The 15,304-nt window shown below is 73.0% G+C and carries 16 protein-coding genes; 8 read left to right on the plus strand and 8 right to left on the minus strand.

Translation table 11 applies throughout. The features are described from left to right. The first annotated feature begins 19 nt into the window (after window positions 1–19). Window positions 20–490, plus strand: coding sequence for a hypothetical protein (locus ACIO9K_RS32370; RefSeq protein ID WP_400335149.1), 471 nt, complete (start codon window positions 20–22; stop codon window positions 488–490). A 7-nt stretch (window positions 491–497) separates the two neighbouring features. On the opposite strand, the gene ACIO9K_RS32375 is transcribed toward ACIO9K_RS32370, so the two are convergent. From ACIO9K_RS32375 to ACIO9K_RS32385, 3 genes are all read right to left on the minus strand, one after another. Continuing rightward, window positions 498–1,334: a helix-turn-helix transcriptional regulator gene (locus ACIO9K_RS32375; protein ID WP_363580740.1), complete on the minus strand. Its 837-nt coding sequence runs from the start codon at window positions 1,332–1,334 to the stop codon at window positions 498–500. A 135-nt stretch (window positions 1,335–1,469) separates the two neighbouring features. Next, window positions 1,470–1,952: a DUF2269 family protein gene (locus ACIO9K_RS32380; protein WP_063347418.1), complete on the minus strand. Its 483-nt coding sequence runs from the start codon at window positions 1,950–1,952 to the stop codon at window positions 1,470–1,472. A 154-nt stretch (window positions 1,953–2,106) separates the two neighbouring features. Next, window positions 2,107–2,814 (minus strand): 4'-phosphopantetheinyl transferase superfamily protein, encoded by a 708-nt coding sequence (locus ACIO9K_RS32385; protein ID WP_363625199.1) that lies wholly within the window; start codon window positions 2,812–2,814, stop codon window positions 2,107–2,109. Between the two features lie 284 nt (window positions 2,815–3,098). Between ACIO9K_RS32385 and ACIO9K_RS32390 the strand changes: the two genes are divergently transcribed. Further along, the gene (locus tag ACIO9K_RS32390) at window positions 3,099–4,547 is read left to right on the plus strand and encodes a choice-of-anchor A family protein (protein ID WP_400335152.1); all 1,449 of its coding nucleotides are present in this window, start codon (window positions 3,099–3,101) and stop codon (window positions 4,545–4,547) included. Between the two features lie 161 nt (window positions 4,548–4,708). On the opposite strand, the gene ACIO9K_RS32395 is transcribed toward ACIO9K_RS32390, so the two are convergent. The 3 genes from ACIO9K_RS32395 to ACIO9K_RS32405 form a co-directional block, all read right to left on the minus strand. Next, a complete protein-coding gene (locus ACIO9K_RS32395) occupies window positions 4,709–5,206 on the minus strand; it encodes a hypothetical protein (RefSeq protein WP_400335154.1) in 498 nt (165 codons plus the stop codon). A gap of 126 nt (window positions 5,207–5,332) precedes the next feature. Beyond that, window positions 5,333–6,559, minus strand: a complete 1,227-nt coding sequence (kynU, locus tag ACIO9K_RS32400) for a kynureninase (RefSeq protein WP_400335156.1) — start codon at window positions 6,557–6,559, stop codon at window positions 5,333–5,335. A gap of 14 nt (window positions 6,560–6,573) precedes the next feature. Then, window positions 6,574–7,404 (minus strand): tryptophan 2,3-dioxygenase family protein, encoded by an 831-nt coding sequence (locus ACIO9K_RS32405; RefSeq protein ID WP_363580750.1) that lies wholly within the window; start codon window positions 7,402–7,404, stop codon window positions 6,574–6,576. A gap of 215 nt (window positions 7,405–7,619) precedes the next feature. Here ACIO9K_RS32405 and ACIO9K_RS32410 point away from each other — a divergent pair, with 215 nt between their 5' ends. Then, on the plus strand, window positions 7,620–8,063 hold the full coding sequence (locus ACIO9K_RS32410) for an Lrp/AsnC family transcriptional regulator (protein WP_063347413.1): 444 nt from the start codon (window positions 7,620–7,622) through the stop codon (window positions 8,061–8,063). 76 nt (window positions 8,064–8,139) lie between these two features. Further along, on the plus strand, window positions 8,140–8,685 hold the full coding sequence (locus ACIO9K_RS32415; RefSeq protein WP_400335159.1) for an NADPH-dependent FMN reductase: 546 nt from the start codon (window positions 8,140–8,142) through the stop codon (window positions 8,683–8,685). A 31-nt stretch (window positions 8,686–8,716) separates the two neighbouring features. On the opposite strand, the gene ACIO9K_RS32420 is transcribed toward ACIO9K_RS32415, so the two are convergent. Next, window positions 8,717–9,349, minus strand: a complete 633-nt coding sequence (locus tag ACIO9K_RS32420; protein WP_363625191.1) for a MarC family protein — start codon at window positions 9,347–9,349, stop codon at window positions 8,717–8,719. A 200-nt stretch (window positions 9,350–9,549) separates the two neighbouring features. Between ACIO9K_RS32420 and ACIO9K_RS32425 the strand changes: the two genes are divergently transcribed. The 3 genes from ACIO9K_RS32425 to ACIO9K_RS32435 all read left to right on the plus strand — a co-directional run bounded on the left by ACIO9K_RS32425 (window position 9,550) and on the right by ACIO9K_RS32435 (window position 13,081). Then, window positions 9,550–10,110 (plus strand): DoxX family membrane protein, encoded by a 561-nt coding sequence (locus ACIO9K_RS32425; RefSeq protein ID WP_363580756.1) that lies wholly within the window; start codon window positions 9,550–9,552, stop codon window positions 10,108–10,110. Window positions 10,111–10,261: 151 nt separating this feature from the next. After that, window positions 10,262–10,888 carry a hypothetical protein gene (locus ACIO9K_RS32430; protein ID WP_363625189.1) on the plus strand — a complete coding sequence of 209 codons (627 nt, stop codon included), beginning with the start codon at window positions 10,262–10,264 and terminating at the stop codon, window positions 10,886–10,888. 363 nt (window positions 10,889–11,251) lie between these two features. Then, the gene (locus tag ACIO9K_RS32435; protein WP_363580760.1) at window positions 11,252–13,081 is read left to right on the plus strand and encodes a glycosyl hydrolase family 18 protein; all 1,830 of its coding nucleotides are present in this window, start codon (window positions 11,252–11,254) and stop codon (window positions 13,079–13,081) included. Window positions 13,082–13,226: 145 nt separating this feature from the next. Here ACIO9K_RS32435 and ACIO9K_RS32440 read toward each other — a convergent pair whose 3' ends face one another. Then, the gene (locus ACIO9K_RS32440; protein WP_363580762.1) at window positions 13,227–13,787 is read right to left on the minus strand and encodes a MarR family transcriptional regulator; all 561 of its coding nucleotides are present in this window, start codon (window positions 13,785–13,787) and stop codon (window positions 13,227–13,229) included. 146 nt (window positions 13,788–13,933) lie between these two features. Here ACIO9K_RS32440 and ACIO9K_RS32445 point away from each other — a divergent pair, with 146 nt between their 5' ends. Next, a complete protein-coding gene (locus tag ACIO9K_RS32445) occupies window positions 13,934–15,238 on the plus strand; it encodes an MFS transporter (protein WP_400335162.1) in 1,305 nt (434 codons plus the stop codon). The last annotated feature ends 66 nt before the right edge of the window (window positions 15,239–15,304 follow it).

The following is a 15,304-nucleotide window of genomic DNA, read 5'->3' on the forward strand; positions in this document are numbered from 1 at the left end:
GCCAGGAGGCTGACCCGCCATGTCCGCGAACACCCTCACGCCCGCCCGCCCCGGCTCCGCTTCCCCCCTGTGGACGGTGCGCGGCGTGCTCGCCCTGGACGCCCTGGTCACCGGCGGCAACGGCCTCGTCTACCTGGCCTTCGCCGGCCCGGTCGGCGAACTGCTCGGGGTCGGTCGTGGTGTCCTGCTCGCCCTCGGGCTCTTCCTCACCGGCTACGCCCTCGGGGTCGGCGCCCTGGCCGCCCGCCGGTGGCCGCCGCGGCTCGCGGTGCGGGCGGTGATCGACCTCAATGCCGTCTGGGTGGTGCTCAGCCTGGTGGCGATGGCGGCCTGGCTGGAGCCGACCACGGCCGGCGCCGTCTGGATCCCGGTGCAGGCGGTGGTGGTGGCCCTGTTCGCCGTCCTCCAGTTCACCGCGCTGCGCCGACGCGACGGCCGCGACGGCCGCGTCGGGGGCGTCGGGGGCGGCACCGAGGGGCGCCGCACCTGAACCAGGCTCAGCGCTCCGGGCCGACCGCGTCCTGGAGGAACCGCACCGTCTCCGCGTCGGCCGGCAGGAGGGTCTCCATGGCCAGTTCGGAGACCGTCACGTCCAGCGGCGTGTTGAAGGTCGTGATGGTGGACAGGAACGACAGCACCCGCCCCTCGTGCCGGATCCGCATCGGCAGCGCGAACGGGAACAGCCCGGCGCCGTCCGCCTGCTCCCCGCCCGGGCCCGGGTCGTCCGCCGCCGTCGGGTAGCCGGCGACCTCCTCGTACAGCCGCCGCAGCGCCTCGCCGCGCAGCAGCTCGATCCGGTGCTCCACCCGCTCCAGCAGGTGCCGCCGCCACTGCGGCAGGTTCACGATGCGCGGCGCCAGCCCCTCGGGGTGCAGGGCGATCCGCATCGCGTTGAGCGGCGGTTCCAGCAGGTGCGGGGCGACGCCGTCGAGGAGCAGCCCGAGCGAGCGGTTGGCCGCCAGCACCCGGAAGGTCCCGTCGACGACCAGCGCCGGGTACGGGTCGTGGGCGGCGAGCAGCCGCTCCAGGCCGCCGCGCAGCGCGTCCATCGACGGGTCGTCCAGCGGCGTCTCGGGGAAGTGCGGGGCGTAGCCGGCCGCGAGCAGCAGGGTGTTGCGCTCGCGGACCGGGACGTCCAGGTGCTCGGCGAGCCGCAGCACCAGCTCCCGGCTCGGGCGGGAGCGGCCGTTCTCGACGAAGCTGAGGTGCCGGGTCGAGGAGTCCGCCCGCAGGGCCAGTTGCAGCTGGCTGAGCTGTCGCCGTTCGCGCCAGCCGCGCAGCAGCGGACCGACTCCGGTACCCGTCGGGCTGCCCATGCCCGCCATGATCGTCATGGCCAGGACGGTACTGGACCGGGCCCGCCCCGGGGGAGAGGGCCTTCCGGCCCGGTCGGCGTGGCTTCGGCCGGCACGGCCGGGCGGTGGAGTCCCTCGTTCGCTACGGTTTCGGTACGGCTTCGGGGGCCCGGCTCAGACGCCGGTGCTCGACCCCGGCCGGATGACCATCAGCACCACGACCACCGCCCACAGCAGGTTGAACACCCCGGCCGTCATCGGCAGCAGCCGCAGGCCCTGGACGGCCTTGGCGTGCTGCTCCGGCGCGGTGTCGGCGCCGAGCGCGTCCACCGCGGCCTGCTGCCCGGGCAGGACGAAGAGCAGCAGCGAGAGCGCGGCGATCGCGGTGAGCACCATCGAGACGATGATCCAGGACTGCCCGAGCACGTCCATCACCTGGGCGAGGCCGATGCCCATCACCGGCACCGCGACCCCCAGCAGGGCGTAGACCTGGGTGATCCGGTGCAGGATCCGCAGCACGCCCGCGTCCGAGGCCTGGTCCGGCCCGCCGGCCAGCGCGGCCTTGGCCCGGCGCGGGAACATGCTGACGGCCACCGCGACCGGGCCTATGAACAGGACCGACGCGAGGACGTGCAGGCTCAGCAGGAACTTGGCCATGGCGGGGACACCCTTACATCCGGCGGTGGGCAGCTGGTGCGGCGGGCGTCCGGTGGCGGCGCGCCCGCGATCAGGCACGCTAACACCGCTTATCCGGGGGCCCGCCGCGCGGGTGGGCGTGCTCGTTCCGCAGGGCGGCGGAGCTCCGCCCTGGTCAGCCCGCCGTCGTCAGCCGGACGATCCTCGGCGCGGCGGTGCTGACCGCCGCGACGGCGGCGCCGTGCTCCGGGTCGGCCCAGTCGAGCAGGTGCAGGTCCTGGTGGCGGCTGCGCAGCGGGGCGCCGGGCGGGACGTCCAGGGGCAGGTCGGACAGGTCGACGGAGGCCAGGGTGTCCAGGGTGGCCCGCCCGATCTTGATCAGCGACTCCTTGCGCACCCACAGCCGCAGGAACGCCTGGTCCGGCTCCGGTGCCGCCTCGACCAGGCGCAGTTCGGCGGGGGAGAGCACCCGGCGGGCGACCGCGCCCAGCGACCCGCCGCGCGCGGCCAGCTCGACGTCCACCCCGACCGGCTGGTGGCCGGCTCCGGCCGCGACCACGCCCCGGGTGTGCGACAGGCTCACGTGCACCTCGGGGTGGTCCGGCAGGTACGGCTTGCCGTGGTCGGCCAGGCCGCAGTCCGGGCACTGCTGGGCGAGCGTGAGCGAGGCCGCCGGGACGTCGAGCAGCCGGGCGGCGCAGAGCCGGACCAGCACGTGGCCGGCGGTGAAGTCGATCCGCCCGGACTCGTGCCGGAAGCGGGCGGCGCGTTCGAGTTCGAGGGGGGTGAGCAGGTGCTCGCCCGCTTCGGGGTGCCGCAGTACGGCGTCGGCGGACGCGACGGCGACGAGCGGCGTGCTCTGGTCCTGGGCCTCGGAGGTCATTGCTCCAACCTAACGGGCGCGGGCGTCGGGCGGGGGCGGCGCGGAGGTCGTCCGGGCAGGGCCGGTGGGAGGCCACTGCTGCGCCGCGCGGTGGATTCTCGGATCGGATCTGAGGATCTGTAGGGTAGGAATCGCCCGATTTAAGGTTGGATGTCCCGGATCTGCGGGATCGCCAGCAGATAGTACGAACGGGGCAGGTTGTGCGCACCTGCTCCTTTTCCTATGCGCGGAGGAATGTGTCGATGGGTCAGGGCACCGGTACGCCGGATCACAGAACGACCGCCGTGAGAAGAGAACCCGCCACCCGCAGGCGTCGGACCGTCCGGGTCGCCGTGGCGACCGTCGTCGCGGCGCTGCCGCTGGCGGCCGTGCTGACGGTCGGTTCGGCCGCGCCGCTCGCCCCGCCGCTGGGCGCCTGCACGGGCCCCGACTGCCCCGCCACCTGGCCGCCGCCGAACAACGGCGACTTCCCCGGCCGGGACGCCAGCATCAACGTCTTCACCGGCGGCGACTACACCGTGACCGGTCGCGCCGCGGAGGCCGAGGGCAAGATCGTCGCGCTGGGGAACCTGACCGTCGAGAAGAACGGCGGCGGCATCTACAACATGGGCGTCGTCGGCGTCGGCTCGCGCGTCGTGCCGCCCAACGGCAGCGACTTCGTCACCACCGGCGGCAACGTCGACGTCGTGACCGGCAACTCGATCCTGATCGGCGGGAGCGACTCCCACGGCCCGGCCTTCGGCAACCTGCGCCACGCGGGCACCGTCACCGGCACCGTCAGCATCGACCCCACCGGCCAGTCGATCCAGGACCCGAACGCCGCCGCCCCGTACCAGACGGTGCTCACCCAGATCGAGGAGATCTCCGACTGCGTCGGCAAGGCCGCCGCGACCGGCACCGTCGACATCTCCTCCAGCCAGGCGACCTTCACCGGTGACGGGACCAGCCTGAAGCAGGTCTTCAACGTCACCCAGAACCTCGCCTCGCCGAGCGGCGGGCAGATCGGACTGGTCTTCAACAACATCCCGGCCGGGGCCACCGTCGTGGTGAACATGCTCGGGGACAGCCCGATCATCAACACCTACACCGGCACCGGCCTGGCCGGGGACCAGACCACCGACATGCGGTCGAAGCTGATGTACAACTTCCCGACCGCGACCTCGGCACAGATCCTCGGCAGCGCCCAGTTCCAGGGCTCGGTCCTGGCCGGCAACCCGGGCGGCACCACGACCATCGCCCAGCCCGGGATGAACGGCCGGGTGTACCTCGCGGGCAACCTGATCCACACCGGCACCGGCGGCTACGAGATCCACAGCTACCCGTTCGACGGGGACCTGCCGGACTGCCAGACGACGCCGAGCCCGTCGCCTTCCACCTCGCCGTCGTCGTCCCCGTCCTCCTCGCCATCCTCCTCGCCCTCCTCTTCGCCGTCGTCGTCACCGTCCTCCTCGCCGTCTTCCTCCCCGTCCTCCTCGCCGTCGTCGTCGCCCTCTTCCTCGCCGTCGTCGTCCCCGTCCTCCTCGCCCTCGGCCAGTCCGTCCAGCTCGGGCCCGGCCCCGACCAGCCACCACCCGTCCGAGCACCCGACCAGCCACCACCCCGGTGGCGGTGGTGAGCTGCCCTCCACCGGCGCGGGCAACGCCCCGGTGGTCTTCGGCCTGGCCGGCGTCGGCCTGCTCGGCCTCGGCGGTCTCGCCGTCCTGGCCGCCCGCCGTCGCGGTCGCCACAGCTAGCGCTCGCAAGGAACGTCTGAACGTTTGAACAACGGCAACAACGGCAACAACGGCCCAGGCCGCCCGTGTCGACCCCGACCGGGCGGCCTGGGCCGTGTCGACGGCCCGCCGCGGGCATGCGTCGGCTCCTCGCCCAGCACGGGCGAGGGGCCGACGGCGGCTCAGCGGGAGCGGAAGAAGCGGTCCACCGTGCGGCGGCCGGCGGCGACGGCGTGCACCGGTTCACCGACCACCCGGCCGGCCAGCGTCACGGCCAACTCTCCTACGTCCTGCCGGAGTTGTTCGGCGGCTTCGGCCCGGTCGGCGGCGATCCGCGCGTGGGTGGCGGTGACCAGCCGGTCCCGGTCGCGGATGCCCTCCGCGCGGGCCGCGGCGACGGCCGCCGCGCCCTGCTCGGCGTACTCCTGTCGGATCCGGGCCGCCTCGTGCCGGGCCTGAGCCAGTTCCTGCCGGCCGGCGTCGTGGGCGGCCTCGGCTTCGGCGCGGATGGCTTCGGCACGTTCGGCGCGGCCCTCGGTCGCGTCCCACCGCTTGGCCTGGATCCGCTCGACGCGGGGGAGGATGCGGTGGCCCAGCGTCCACGTGATCAGGAAGAACAGAGTCAACCCCAGGGCCAGCATGAAGGGTTCGGGCGAAAGCGGTCCGAGTTCGATGTTCACGCAAACCTCCCCTTGTGGCTGACGGTGAGTCAATCAGGAGGTTTCCCAAGGGCGATGAGGGTCGAACTTTACCTGGGCATGACGTGCGTCACTGTTCCGCGGCGGGCCGTGGCGCGGCGCCGGGCCTCAGGTCACCTCGCCCCGGCGGGAGAACCGCTCCTCCCGCCACTCCCCGCCGGCCAGCACCTCGGCCAGCTCCCGGGCCGCGTCCCAGACGTCGGTGTACGAGAGGTACAGCGGGGTGAAGCCGAACCGCATGAGGTCGGGCGCGCGGAAGTCCCCGATCACGCCGCGCGCGATCAGCGCCTGCACCACCGGGTAGCCGTCGGCGTGCCGCAGCGCGACCTGGCTGCCCCGCCGGGCGTGCTCGCGCGGGGTCACCACCTCGATCCCGTCCAGCCCCTCGACCAGTCCGATGAACAGGTCGGTCAGGGCCAGGCTCTTCGCCCGGACGGCGGCCGGGTCGGCGCGCTCCCAGACGTCCAGGCTCGCGCCCAGCGCGGCCTGCCCGAGCAGCGACGGCGAACTGGTCAGGAAGCGCCCGATGCCCGGCTTGGGGTCGTACCCGGGCTCGAAGGCGAACGGGCGGGCGTGCCCGAACCAGCCGCTCAGCGGCTGCCGCGGGCCGGCCGCGAGGTGCCGCTCGGCGACGTACAGGAAGGCCGGCGAGCCGGGGCCGCCGTTCAGGTACTTGTAGGTGCAGCCGACCGCGAAGTCCGCTCCCGCGGCGCCGAGTTCGACCGGCAGCGCGCCCACCGAGTGGCAGACGTCCCAGATCATCAGCGCGCCCGCGGCCTGCACCCGGGCGGTGATCCCGGGCAGGTCCAGCAGCTCGCCGGTGCGGTAGTCCACGTGCGAGAGGACGACCGCGGCGACGTCGCCGTCCAGGTGCCGGTCCAGCTCCTCGGGCCGGACCAGCACGTTGCGCGCGCCCTCGACCAGGCCGGTGGCGCCCTCGGCGATGTACAGGTCGGTCGGGAACGCCTCGCCGTCGCCCAGCACCGTGCGCCGCCCGGGGCGCAGCCGCAGCGCGGCGACGAGCACCTTGAACAGGTTCACCGAGGTGGTGTCGCAGACCACCACCTCCTCCGGCCCGGCCCCGACCAGCGGGGCGATCCGCCGCCCCAGCCGGTAGGGCTGCTCGAACCAGCCGGCGTCGTTCCAGCTGCGGATCAGCTCCCGGCCCCACTCCTCCTCGACCACCTGCCGCACCCGCTCCGCGGTGCGCACCGGCAGCGCGCCGAGCGAGTTCCCGTCCAGGTAGACCACCCCGTCCGGCAGGGCGAACTCCTTGCGGAACGCCGCCAGCGGGTCGACGGCGTCCAGCGCCGCGCACTCCTCGCGCGTGACCATGCCCATCCCCTCGTTCACAGCTCGTCCCGGATCGTCCACAGCTCCGGGAACACGTCCTGCTCGGCGGACCTGCGCAGCCAGCTCAGCCCGCTGGAGCCGCCCGAGCCGGGCTTGCCGCCCATGGTCCGCTTGACCGCGGACAGGTGGCGCTGGCGCCAGCGGGTGACCCGCTCGGCGACGTCCAGCAGCGCCTCGGCGAGCGGCCGCAGTCCGGCGTGCTCCGGGTCGGTGTAGACCAGGCGCCAGGCCGCGGCGACCTCGTCGCTGGCGCGGTAGCGCTCCTCGGAGGGCTCCGGGCGCAGCGGCAGGCCGCGCCGGGCCAGCAGGGCCAGCGCGTCGTCGTACAGGCCGGGGGAGCGCAGCGCCTCGGTCAGCTCGGCCTGCGTCCGCGGCATCCCGTCGTACATCGTGAGCAGTGCGGCGTTCTTGTTGCCGAGCAGGAACTCCAGGTGCAGGAAGGCCGCGGACTGGAAGCCGGAGGCCTGGCCGAACGCCGCGCGGAAGCCGTTGAACTCCTGCGGCGTCATGGTGGCCAGCAGGTCCCAGGACTCCACCAGCACGTCCTGCACGTGGGTGCCGCGCCGCAGCGCGGCCAGTGCGGCGGGCAGGTCGTCCTCGCGCAGCGCGCGCTGGGCGAGCGTCCACTCGTGCCGCAACAGGTCGAACAGCAGCTCCATCACCTGCGTGGTGACGATGAACGACAGCTCGGCCGGCACCTTGCTGCGCGGGTGCTGCAGGCTGTGCAGCTCGTCCAGGCACACGTAGCGGGCGTACGGGGTGCCCCGATCCGGCTCCCCGCGCCGACCGAACGACAGGCTGGGCGTCTCCACCGTGTCGTGCCCCATCCCGATTCCTCCTGATCCACCCGGGCCCGTCGCCCGGACCGGCGACCAGACGGACGGCCTGGTTCCACCGGGGTGCCCATTGTGCGGCGGTGCGACCCCCCGGTTGAATGGTCGACGGACACCGCAACCGCGATCCGGGCTGTTGTTCGCGAGGCGTTCGGCCGATTCGCTTTACGATCGCGAAACCACCCGTTCCAGTCACTCCGGGAGCCGCCATGGACGCCGTCGACCGCCGCCTGCTGGCCGAGTTGCAGACCGACGCCAGGCTCTCCTACAACGAACTCTCCCGCCGGGTGAGCCTGTCCGCACCCGCGGTGGCCGAACGGGTCCGCCGACTGGAGTCCGACGGCGTGATCACCGGGTACCACGCCCACGTGGACCTCAGCCGGGCCGGACTGCCGATCACCGCGCTGGTCCAGATCCAGTGCTACGGTCCGCGCTGCGTGCTGCGCGACCCCCAGGTGGCCGCCTGGCCGGAGGTGCTCCAGTTGCACCGGGTCACCGGAGGGGCCTGCTGCGCGCTGCTGGTCGCGGTGCCCACGATGGCCGATTTCGAGGCCCTGTGCGACCGGCTCGGCGGCTACGGCCAGCCGTCCAGCTCGATGATCCTCTCCAGCCCGGTGCCCTGGCGGCCGGTGGTCGCGCCCGCCGGGGCGTAGGAGCCGTAGCGCCACAGCGCGATGGCGCCGTCGCGACCGCCGAGCGGCCCGGGGCCGGAACGGTAGGTTCCTCGGCATGCCGAACGAGCGCCACATCCTGCTGCTGCCCGGGAGCCTGCGGGCCGGTTCCGCCAACGAGACGGTGCTGCGCACCGCCGCCGCCGTGGCCGCCGCCACCCCGGGCCTGCGGGCCACCTACTACGCGGGGCTGGCCGGCCTGCCGCACTTCAACCCGGACCACGACGCCGACCCGCTGCCCGGGCCGGTGGCCGCCCTGCGCGCCGCCGTCGAGGCCGCCGACGCGCTGCTGGTCTGCACCCCCGAGTACGCCGGGACGCTGCCCGGCTCCTTCAAGAACCTGCTGGACTGGACGGTCGGCGGGACGGAGATCGCGGACAAGCCCGCCGGCTGGATCAACGCGGCGGGCCCGGGCCGGGGCCAGGGCGCCGAGGCCACCCTGCGCACCGTCCTCGGCTACACCGGCGCGGCGGTGGTGGACGGGGCCTGCGTCCGCATCCCGCTGGACCGCGGGACGGTCGGCCCGGACGGGCTGGTCGCCGATCCGCTGGTGCGGGAGCGGATCGGAGAGGTGCTGGCCCGGCTGGCGGCGGCCGCGGCCTGACGGGTGGTGGCCTGACGGGCGGCGGCCGGGCTCAGTGCCCTTCGGGCAGGTGGACCCCGAGCCCGGCCAGGCCGGTCAGGAACAGCTCCACGCCGACCGCCGCCAGCAGCAGCCCGAGCAGCCGGGAGAGCACCTCCAGCGAGGTGCGGTGGGTGCGCTGCATCAGCGGCGCCAGCAGGGCCACGCAGACGTAGTTGATCACCACGACCGCGAGGTAGGCCCCGCCGATGGTGGCCTTCCAGCTCCAGTCGTTGCGGGCGAGCGAGGCGACCAGCACGGCGGTGATCGCGAGCGGGCTGGCGATGTACGGCAGCAGCAGTTCGCGGATGCCGTCCACCATCGGGTTCGGCAGGTGGTCGTCGTCCTCGTTCTCGCCGCCGAGGTGGACGCCGAAGACCAGCGCGACCGCGTAGATGAAGAAGATCGTCCCGCCGGCGAGCTGCAGCGACTGGTCGCTGATGTGGAAGAGCGTGGTGACCTCGTCCGCGGTGAAGCCGAGCACCAGGCCGATCACCGCCGAGATGATCGTGCTCCACGCCGCCAGCCGTCGCAGTTCCCGGGTGCTCCGGGTGGAGGCCAGCCGGGCGAAGGCCAGCAGGACCTTGGGCGGGCCGACCACGGCGAAGAAGGTGATGAAGGCGCTGCTCAGATTGAAGACGAACATGCGCCAAGCATGACCGCGGCGGTCGGTGCGGCCGCTCCGCCACGCCACGCCCCGCGGTCGGGCGTGGCGTGGATCTCGCCGGGGAGCGGTTCATTCCCGGTCGCCGACGAATTCGCCCGGATGGCCGTCCCGGCTCGAACGGGTGCGCGCTCTCGGCTCCCATGGAAGTCGGATCACCTCCCCGGGAACGAGGATGCGACATGTGTCTGAACCGTAAGGACCTGGGCCTGCTGGCCCTGCGCGGCGCGGTCGGCGGGGTGCTGATCGCGCACGGCACCCAGAAGCTGTTCGGCTGGTTCGGCGGCGGAGGCCTGGAGGGCACCGCCCAGGCGATGGAGCACATGGGCTTCCACCCGGGCCGACAGAGCGCCATCGCGGCGGGCGCCGGTGAGGCGGGCGGCGGCGTGCTGCTGGTCGCCGGGCTGGCCACCGGCGCGGCCGGCGCGGTGGTGGCCGGGACGATGGCCGGCGCGGTGGCGGTGCACGCCCCCGGGGGCTTCTTCGCGACCTCCGGCGGCTACGAGTACCCGGCCTTCCTCGGCGCGGCCGGGCTGGCGCTCGGCCTGGCCGGTCCGGGGCGGTACTCGCTGGACCACCTGACCTGCCACGTCCTCGACCAGCCGTGGATGGGCCTGGTGGCCTTCGCGGGGTCCGTCGCCGGGGCGTACGGCGTGGTGGCGCGGCGCCGGCACGTGGTGCGGCTGCGCGAGGAGCGGGCCGCGATGGAGGCGGACGAGCAGGAGGGCTCGGGGCTGTCCTGACGCGCCGGCGGCCCCCGGGCGGCCCTCGCCGGCCTGCTCGCCCCGGTCACCCGGAGGCACCAGTCCTGCTGGCGGCCACTGGGCGGCCCTCGGAGGGTGGTCGGGAAGGCGTGCCGGGCAGCCCGGCGCCGGGGCAGAAACGAGGGACCGCATGGACCGCATGGACCGCCAGCCGCTCACCCGGATCGGTTCGAGACCGCGGATCACCGCGCGGCAGCTGGACGCGCCGCCGGTGCGCCGCCAACGCCGGGCGGTGGCCGGAGTGTTGGCCGCCACCATGGTCGCCGCGGCGGCGCTGGCGGGCTGCTCCTCCGGAAAGAGCGCGAGCAGCGTGGCCACCTCGGCCTCCGCCGCGATCGAGCGGGGCGCCTCGGCCGCGGCCTCCGCCGCCTCGGCGCTGGCCTCGGTGGCGGGCGGAGCGGGGGCGGTGATCGCCTCGGCGGAGGCGCGGGCCTCGGCGGCGGTGTCGGCGGCCTCCTCGGCGGTCTCCGGGATCAAGGGCGGGCTGGACGCCAAGGGGGACGTGGCCGTCGGGGCGGTGAGCACCGGCTCGGACGGCAGGGCGCAGGTGGAGCTGACCGTCACCAACCACGGGCAGCAGTCGTACCGGTACGTGATCCAGGTCGACTTCACCGACGACTCCGGCACGGTGCAGGACGCGACCGCGGTGACGGTCCAGGACGTGGCGGCCGGCCGGAGCGCCCAGGCCACCGCGCGCAGCAACCGGGACCTCTCGGGCAGCCTGAAGGCCGTGGTGGCGAACGCGCTGCGCTACTGACTTCCCCGCCACTGACTTCCCCCACTGACTTCCCGCTGCTGGCTCGCAGGTCAGCGCGGGTGCCGGGCGGGGGCCGAACCTTAAGCGCGGCTCAAGGCCCAACGGGACCCCTTGACGGGGGAGTTGGTCTAGTCCATTTTTATTGCCCAGGTGCAGGGAGCCCCTGAACCGGCGTCAACGGCCTCGTGCCGCGGGCGCCGGTTCGGCACATCCCGGTGTCCGTCCAGGCCCGATCCCGCTGATCCCGCTCGATTCCCCGCACGATTCCCCGCACTGAGCTGTCATGTCCCGGTCGCCCGACCCCACCTCGGGCGCACCCCCACGGGACGACGGAAAACCCCCACAACCAGGAGTCACGCACCCATGCTGCGTTCACGCATTGAAAGGGCCGGGACCCCGGCTCCGACGGGCGGCCGTCGACGCCGCCCGAAGAGCCTGGCCGCCGTCGCGGCCGGCACCGCCGCCTCCGTGCTGCTCGGCGCGGGCCTCGCGCTGACCGGCGGCGCCGCGGCCAACGCCGCGACCACCAACACCACCGGCGCGGCCGCCACCAGCGGCGGCATCAAGGTCGCCTACTACGACCAGTGGTCGGTCTACGCCAACGCGTACTACCCGAAGACGATCCAGGACACCGGCGTGGCCGGGAAGCTCGACTACCTGATCTACGACTTCGCGAACATCCACCCGACCGACCTGGGCTGTTTCGAGGCGACCAAGGCCGCCGACACGAACGACAACAACCCCAACGCGGGTGACGGCGCGGCCGACGCGTTCGCCGACTACCAGAAGAGCTTCGGCGCGGACATCTCGGTCGACGGCGTCGGTGACGTCTGGAACCAGCCGATCGCGGGCAACTTCAACCAGCTGAAGAAGCTGAAGGCGAAGAACCCCAACCTCAAGATCCTGCTCTCGATCGGCGGTTGGACCTACTCCAAGTACTTCTCGCCGGCCTCCGCCACGGACGCCTCGCGCAAGCACCTGGTCTCGTCCTGCCTCGACATGTTCATCAAGGGCAACCTCCCGAGCGACGCCGGCTACGGCGGCCCGGGCTCCGGCGCCGGCATCTTCGACGGCATCGACATCGACTGGGAGTACCCGGGCGGCGGCGGCCACACCGGCAACATCTCCAGCCCGGCCGACAAGCAGAACTTCACGGCGCTGCTGAAGGAGTTCCGCACCCAGCTGGACGCCCAGGGCAAGGCCGACAACAAGACCTACGCCCTGTCGGCGGCGGTCGGCGCCGGCCAGGACAAGATCATGAACGTCGAGACCGACAAGATCGGTCAGTACCTCACCTTCCTCGACGTCATGACCTACGACATGCACGGCGGCTGGGACGCCCAGGGGCCGACCAACCACCAGGCCGCGCTCTACGCGGGCCCGAACGACCCGTCGACCCCGGTCAAGCCGGGCCACGGCAAGTACTCGATCGACAACGCCATCAAGGCGTGGACGGTCGGCGACGCGGACTACGGGATCCCCGGCGGCTTCCCCGCCAACAAGATCAACATGGGTGTGCCGTTCTACTACCGCGGCTGGACCGGCGTCCAGAACAACGGCAAGAACGGCCTGTTCCAGCCCGCCGCCAGCCCGGCGACCGGCGCGGCGATGTCCGGCAACGTCCCCGGCATCCAGATGTACAAGGAGCTCGCGGGCTTCGTCGACAACCCGTCCAGGACCTTCTGGGACGACGACGCCAAGGCCACGTACTTCTACGACGGCAACACCTTCTGGAGCGGTGAGGACACCCGGTCGATCCAGGCCAAGCTCGACTACGCGCACTGCAACGGACTCGGCGGCTCCTTCGCCTTCTCGCTGTACGACCTGGGCACCAAGACCGGCCTGTTCGACACGATGGTGAACGCCACCAACGGCTCCGCCGCCGGTTGCCCGGCCCCGCCGACCGGCACCCCGAGCAGCACGGCGACCCCGACCCAGACCCCGACCGGCACGCCCACGGGCACGCCGACCGGTACCCCCACGGGTACCCCGACCGGTACCCCCACCGGCACCCCGACCTCGCCGGCCGGCTGCCCGGCCGCCCCGAGCTGGGACGCCAACACCACCTACGCGGCCGGCGGCACCAAGGTCTCGTGGAAGGGCCACTACTACACCAACAAGTGGTGGACCAAGGGCGATGACCCGAGCCAGAGCGGCCAGTGGGGCGTCTGGACCGACAACGGCGCCTGCTGACCCCCCGGGCGGCACGGACTGAGGGACTGACGGACCCTCGCAGCACCTGAACCAAGCGGTCCGGCCTGCCGGGGGAGCACCCCCGGCGGGCCGGACTCGTTGCGTTTCGGGGGCGCGACCCGGGCGCGCGACCCGGGCGCGCGGCTCAGGCCAGGTCGGCGGTGCGCCCGAGCGCGTCCGGCTGGCTCTCCTCGATCCGCCGCAGCATCCGCGCCAGCATCGCGGACAGCACGGCCCGCTCCTCGCCCGTGACGTCCTGGAGCAGTTCCTCCTCGAACACCGCCGCCATCCGCATCGACTCCAGCCACTTGTCGCGGCCGTTCTCGGTCAGCTCGATGATCACCCGGACCCGGTTGGTCTCGTCGCGCTCCCGGGTGACGAGGTCCTCGGTCACCATCCGGTCGATCCGGTGCGTCATCGCGGCCGGGGTGAGCCCGAGCCGCTTGGCCAGCTCGCCCGGTCCGAGCTGGTACGGGCTGCCGGAGACCACCAGCGCCTTGAGCACCTCCCACTCGGCGGCCGTGATTCCCAGCACAGTCAGCTGCCGGTCGTAGGCCACGCCCATCCGCCGGGCGACCCGGGACAGGGTCTGCACGATGGTCTCCACCTGGGGGTCGACGGTGGGGAATTCCCGCTGGTAGACGGCCACCTGCTCGGTGATGCCGAGCTCCCTGGCGGTGGCCGGCGGGGGCTTGTCCGTAGTCATGCGGACCAGTGTCGCACGGGGGCGTGCATCTCTTAAGCCTTTGACTCCACACTCTTCCAGTGCTAAGAATTTATCTTGTCAAACTTTAGCTCTGAAATCTTCTGGACTTAAGAGTATCCAGTTGAATCCAGGAAGGGATGTGCACGGTGACCGGCACGGTGAAGCAGCAGGGGCGGCAGCGACGCGGGGCGGGCGGCCCGCTGCGCCGCGTCCAGATCGGCAACGCGCTCAGCGCGTTCGGCAGCGGCTTCACGATGCCGTACATGTTCGTGTACGTGGACCAGGTGCGCGGGCTGGGTTCGCTGGCGGCCGGGATGGTGTTCACCGTCTTCGCGCTGGCGGCGCTCGCCGTCCTGCCGTTCACCGGTCGCGGCATCGACAGGTACGGCCCCCGCCTGGTCCTGCTGGCCGGTACGGCGCTCGCCGCCACCGGCGCGTTCGCCTTCGGCCACGCCACCGGCACCCCGGCCCTGCTGGTCTCCTCCTTCCTGTTCGGCGCGGGTGTCACCACCTGCCAGCCGGCGCTCGCCACGATGATCGTCCGCTGCTCGACGGCCGCGACCCGCTCGCACGCCTTCGCGCTCCAGTTCACCCTGGTCAACCTGGGCATGGGCATCGGCGCCCTGGTCGGCGGCCAGATCGTGAACGTCGCCGACCCGGCCAGCCTCACCCGGCTGTTCACCATCGAGGCGGCGACCTTCCTCGGCCTGGCCCTGGTCACCGGCACCGCCCGGATGCCGGCCAACCCGCTGATCCCCCTCCAGGAGAAGAGCGACGGCCCGACCGGCCTGCGCGCGCTGGTCGCCGACAAGGCGATGCTGCGGCTCTGCGCGCTCGCCGGGCTGATCTTCTTCACCTGCTACGGCCAGTTCGAGTCCGGCGTCGCGGCCTTCGCCACCGACACCGTCGGCACCGCACCCTCCACCCTGGGCTTCGCGATCGGCGCCAACGCGCTGACCATCGTCGTCCTGCAGATGTTCATGGTGCGGATCACCGCGCGCCGCCGCCGCACCACCGCGATGGCCGCGGCCGGCGTGGTCTGGCTCGGCGCCTGGGCGATGGCCCTGGTGGCCGGCCTGATCCGGACCGAGACCATGGCCGCCACGGTCGCGATCGTCTCGATCTACGCCCTGTTCGGCGTCGGCGAGTCGCTGCTCGCGCCCACCATGGGCCCGATCGTCGCCGACCTCGCCCCGGCCCGGCTGCTCGGCACCTACAACTCCGGGTACGCCCTGGTGAAGCAGATCGCCATCGCGGTCGGCCCGGCCGTCGGCGTGCTGCTGGTCGGCTCCGGCACCTGGCCGCTCTACCTCGCGGCCATGGCGGGCTCCACGCTGCTGATCGTCGTCCTGGCGCTGCGGCTGCGCCCGTACCTCACGCCGGAGCAGGACAACGCGGCCCCGGCCGTGGTCCGCACCACGGTCGTCCGGGAGTTGCAGACGGCGGCGTGACCGCCGACGTGGGGCTGTGGGCGGCTGCGTGACCGCCGGCGGGAAGTTGCGGACGGCGGCGTGACC

Origin of the sequence: Kitasatospora sp. NPDC087271 (genome assembly GCF_044744605.1) — a bacterium.
In the GTDB taxonomy this organism is placed as follows: domain Bacteria; phylum Actinomycetota; class Actinomycetes; order Streptomycetales; family Streptomycetaceae; genus Kitasatospora.

Coding starts and splice junctions, on each gene's coding strand:
- ACIO9K_RS32435 (WP_363580760.1), top strand. CDS start 11,252: ATGCTGCGTTCACGCATTGAAAGGGCCGGGACCCCGGCTCCGACGGGC.
- ACIO9K_RS32415 (WP_400335159.1), top strand. CDS start 8,140: ATGCCGAACGAGCGCCACATCCTGCTGCTGCCCGGGAGCCTGCGGGCC.
- ACIO9K_RS32420 (WP_363625191.1), bottom strand. CDS start 9,349: ATGTTCGTCTTCAATCTGAGCAGCGCCTTCATCACCTTCTTCGCCGTG.
- ACIO9K_RS32425 (WP_363580756.1), top strand. CDS start 9,550: ATGTGTCTGAACCGTAAGGACCTGGGCCTGCTGGCCCTGCGCGGCGCG.
- ACIO9K_RS32430 (WP_363625189.1), top strand. CDS start 10,262: ATGGACCGCATGGACCGCCAGCCGCTCACCCGGATCGGTTCGAGACCG.
- ACIO9K_RS32370 (WP_400335149.1), top strand. CDS start 20: ATGTCCGCGAACACCCTCACGCCCGCCCGCCCCGGCTCCGCTTCCCCC.
- ACIO9K_RS32375 (WP_363580740.1), bottom strand. CDS start 1,334: ATGACGATCATGGCGGGCATGGGCAGCCCGACGGGTACCGGAGTCGGT.
- ACIO9K_RS32380 (WP_063347418.1), bottom strand. CDS start 1,952: ATGGCCAAGTTCCTGCTGAGCCTGCACGTCCTCGCGTCGGTCCTGTTC.
- ACIO9K_RS32405 (WP_363580750.1), bottom strand. CDS start 7,404: ATGGGGCACGACACGGTGGAGACGCCCAGCCTGTCGTTCGGTCGGCGC.
- ACIO9K_RS32410 (WP_063347413.1), top strand. CDS start 7,620: ATGGACGCCGTCGACCGCCGCCTGCTGGCCGAGTTGCAGACCGACGCC.
- kynU (WP_400335156.1), bottom strand. CDS start 6,559: ATGGTCACGCGCGAGGAGTGCGCGGCGCTGGACGCCGTCGACCCGCTG.
- ACIO9K_RS32440 (WP_363580762.1), bottom strand. CDS start 13,787: ATGACTACGGACAAGCCCCCGCCGGCCACCGCCAGGGAGCTCGGCATC.
- ACIO9K_RS32385 (WP_363625199.1), bottom strand. CDS start 2,814: ATGACCTCCGAGGCCCAGGACCAGAGCACGCCGCTCGTCGCCGTCGCG.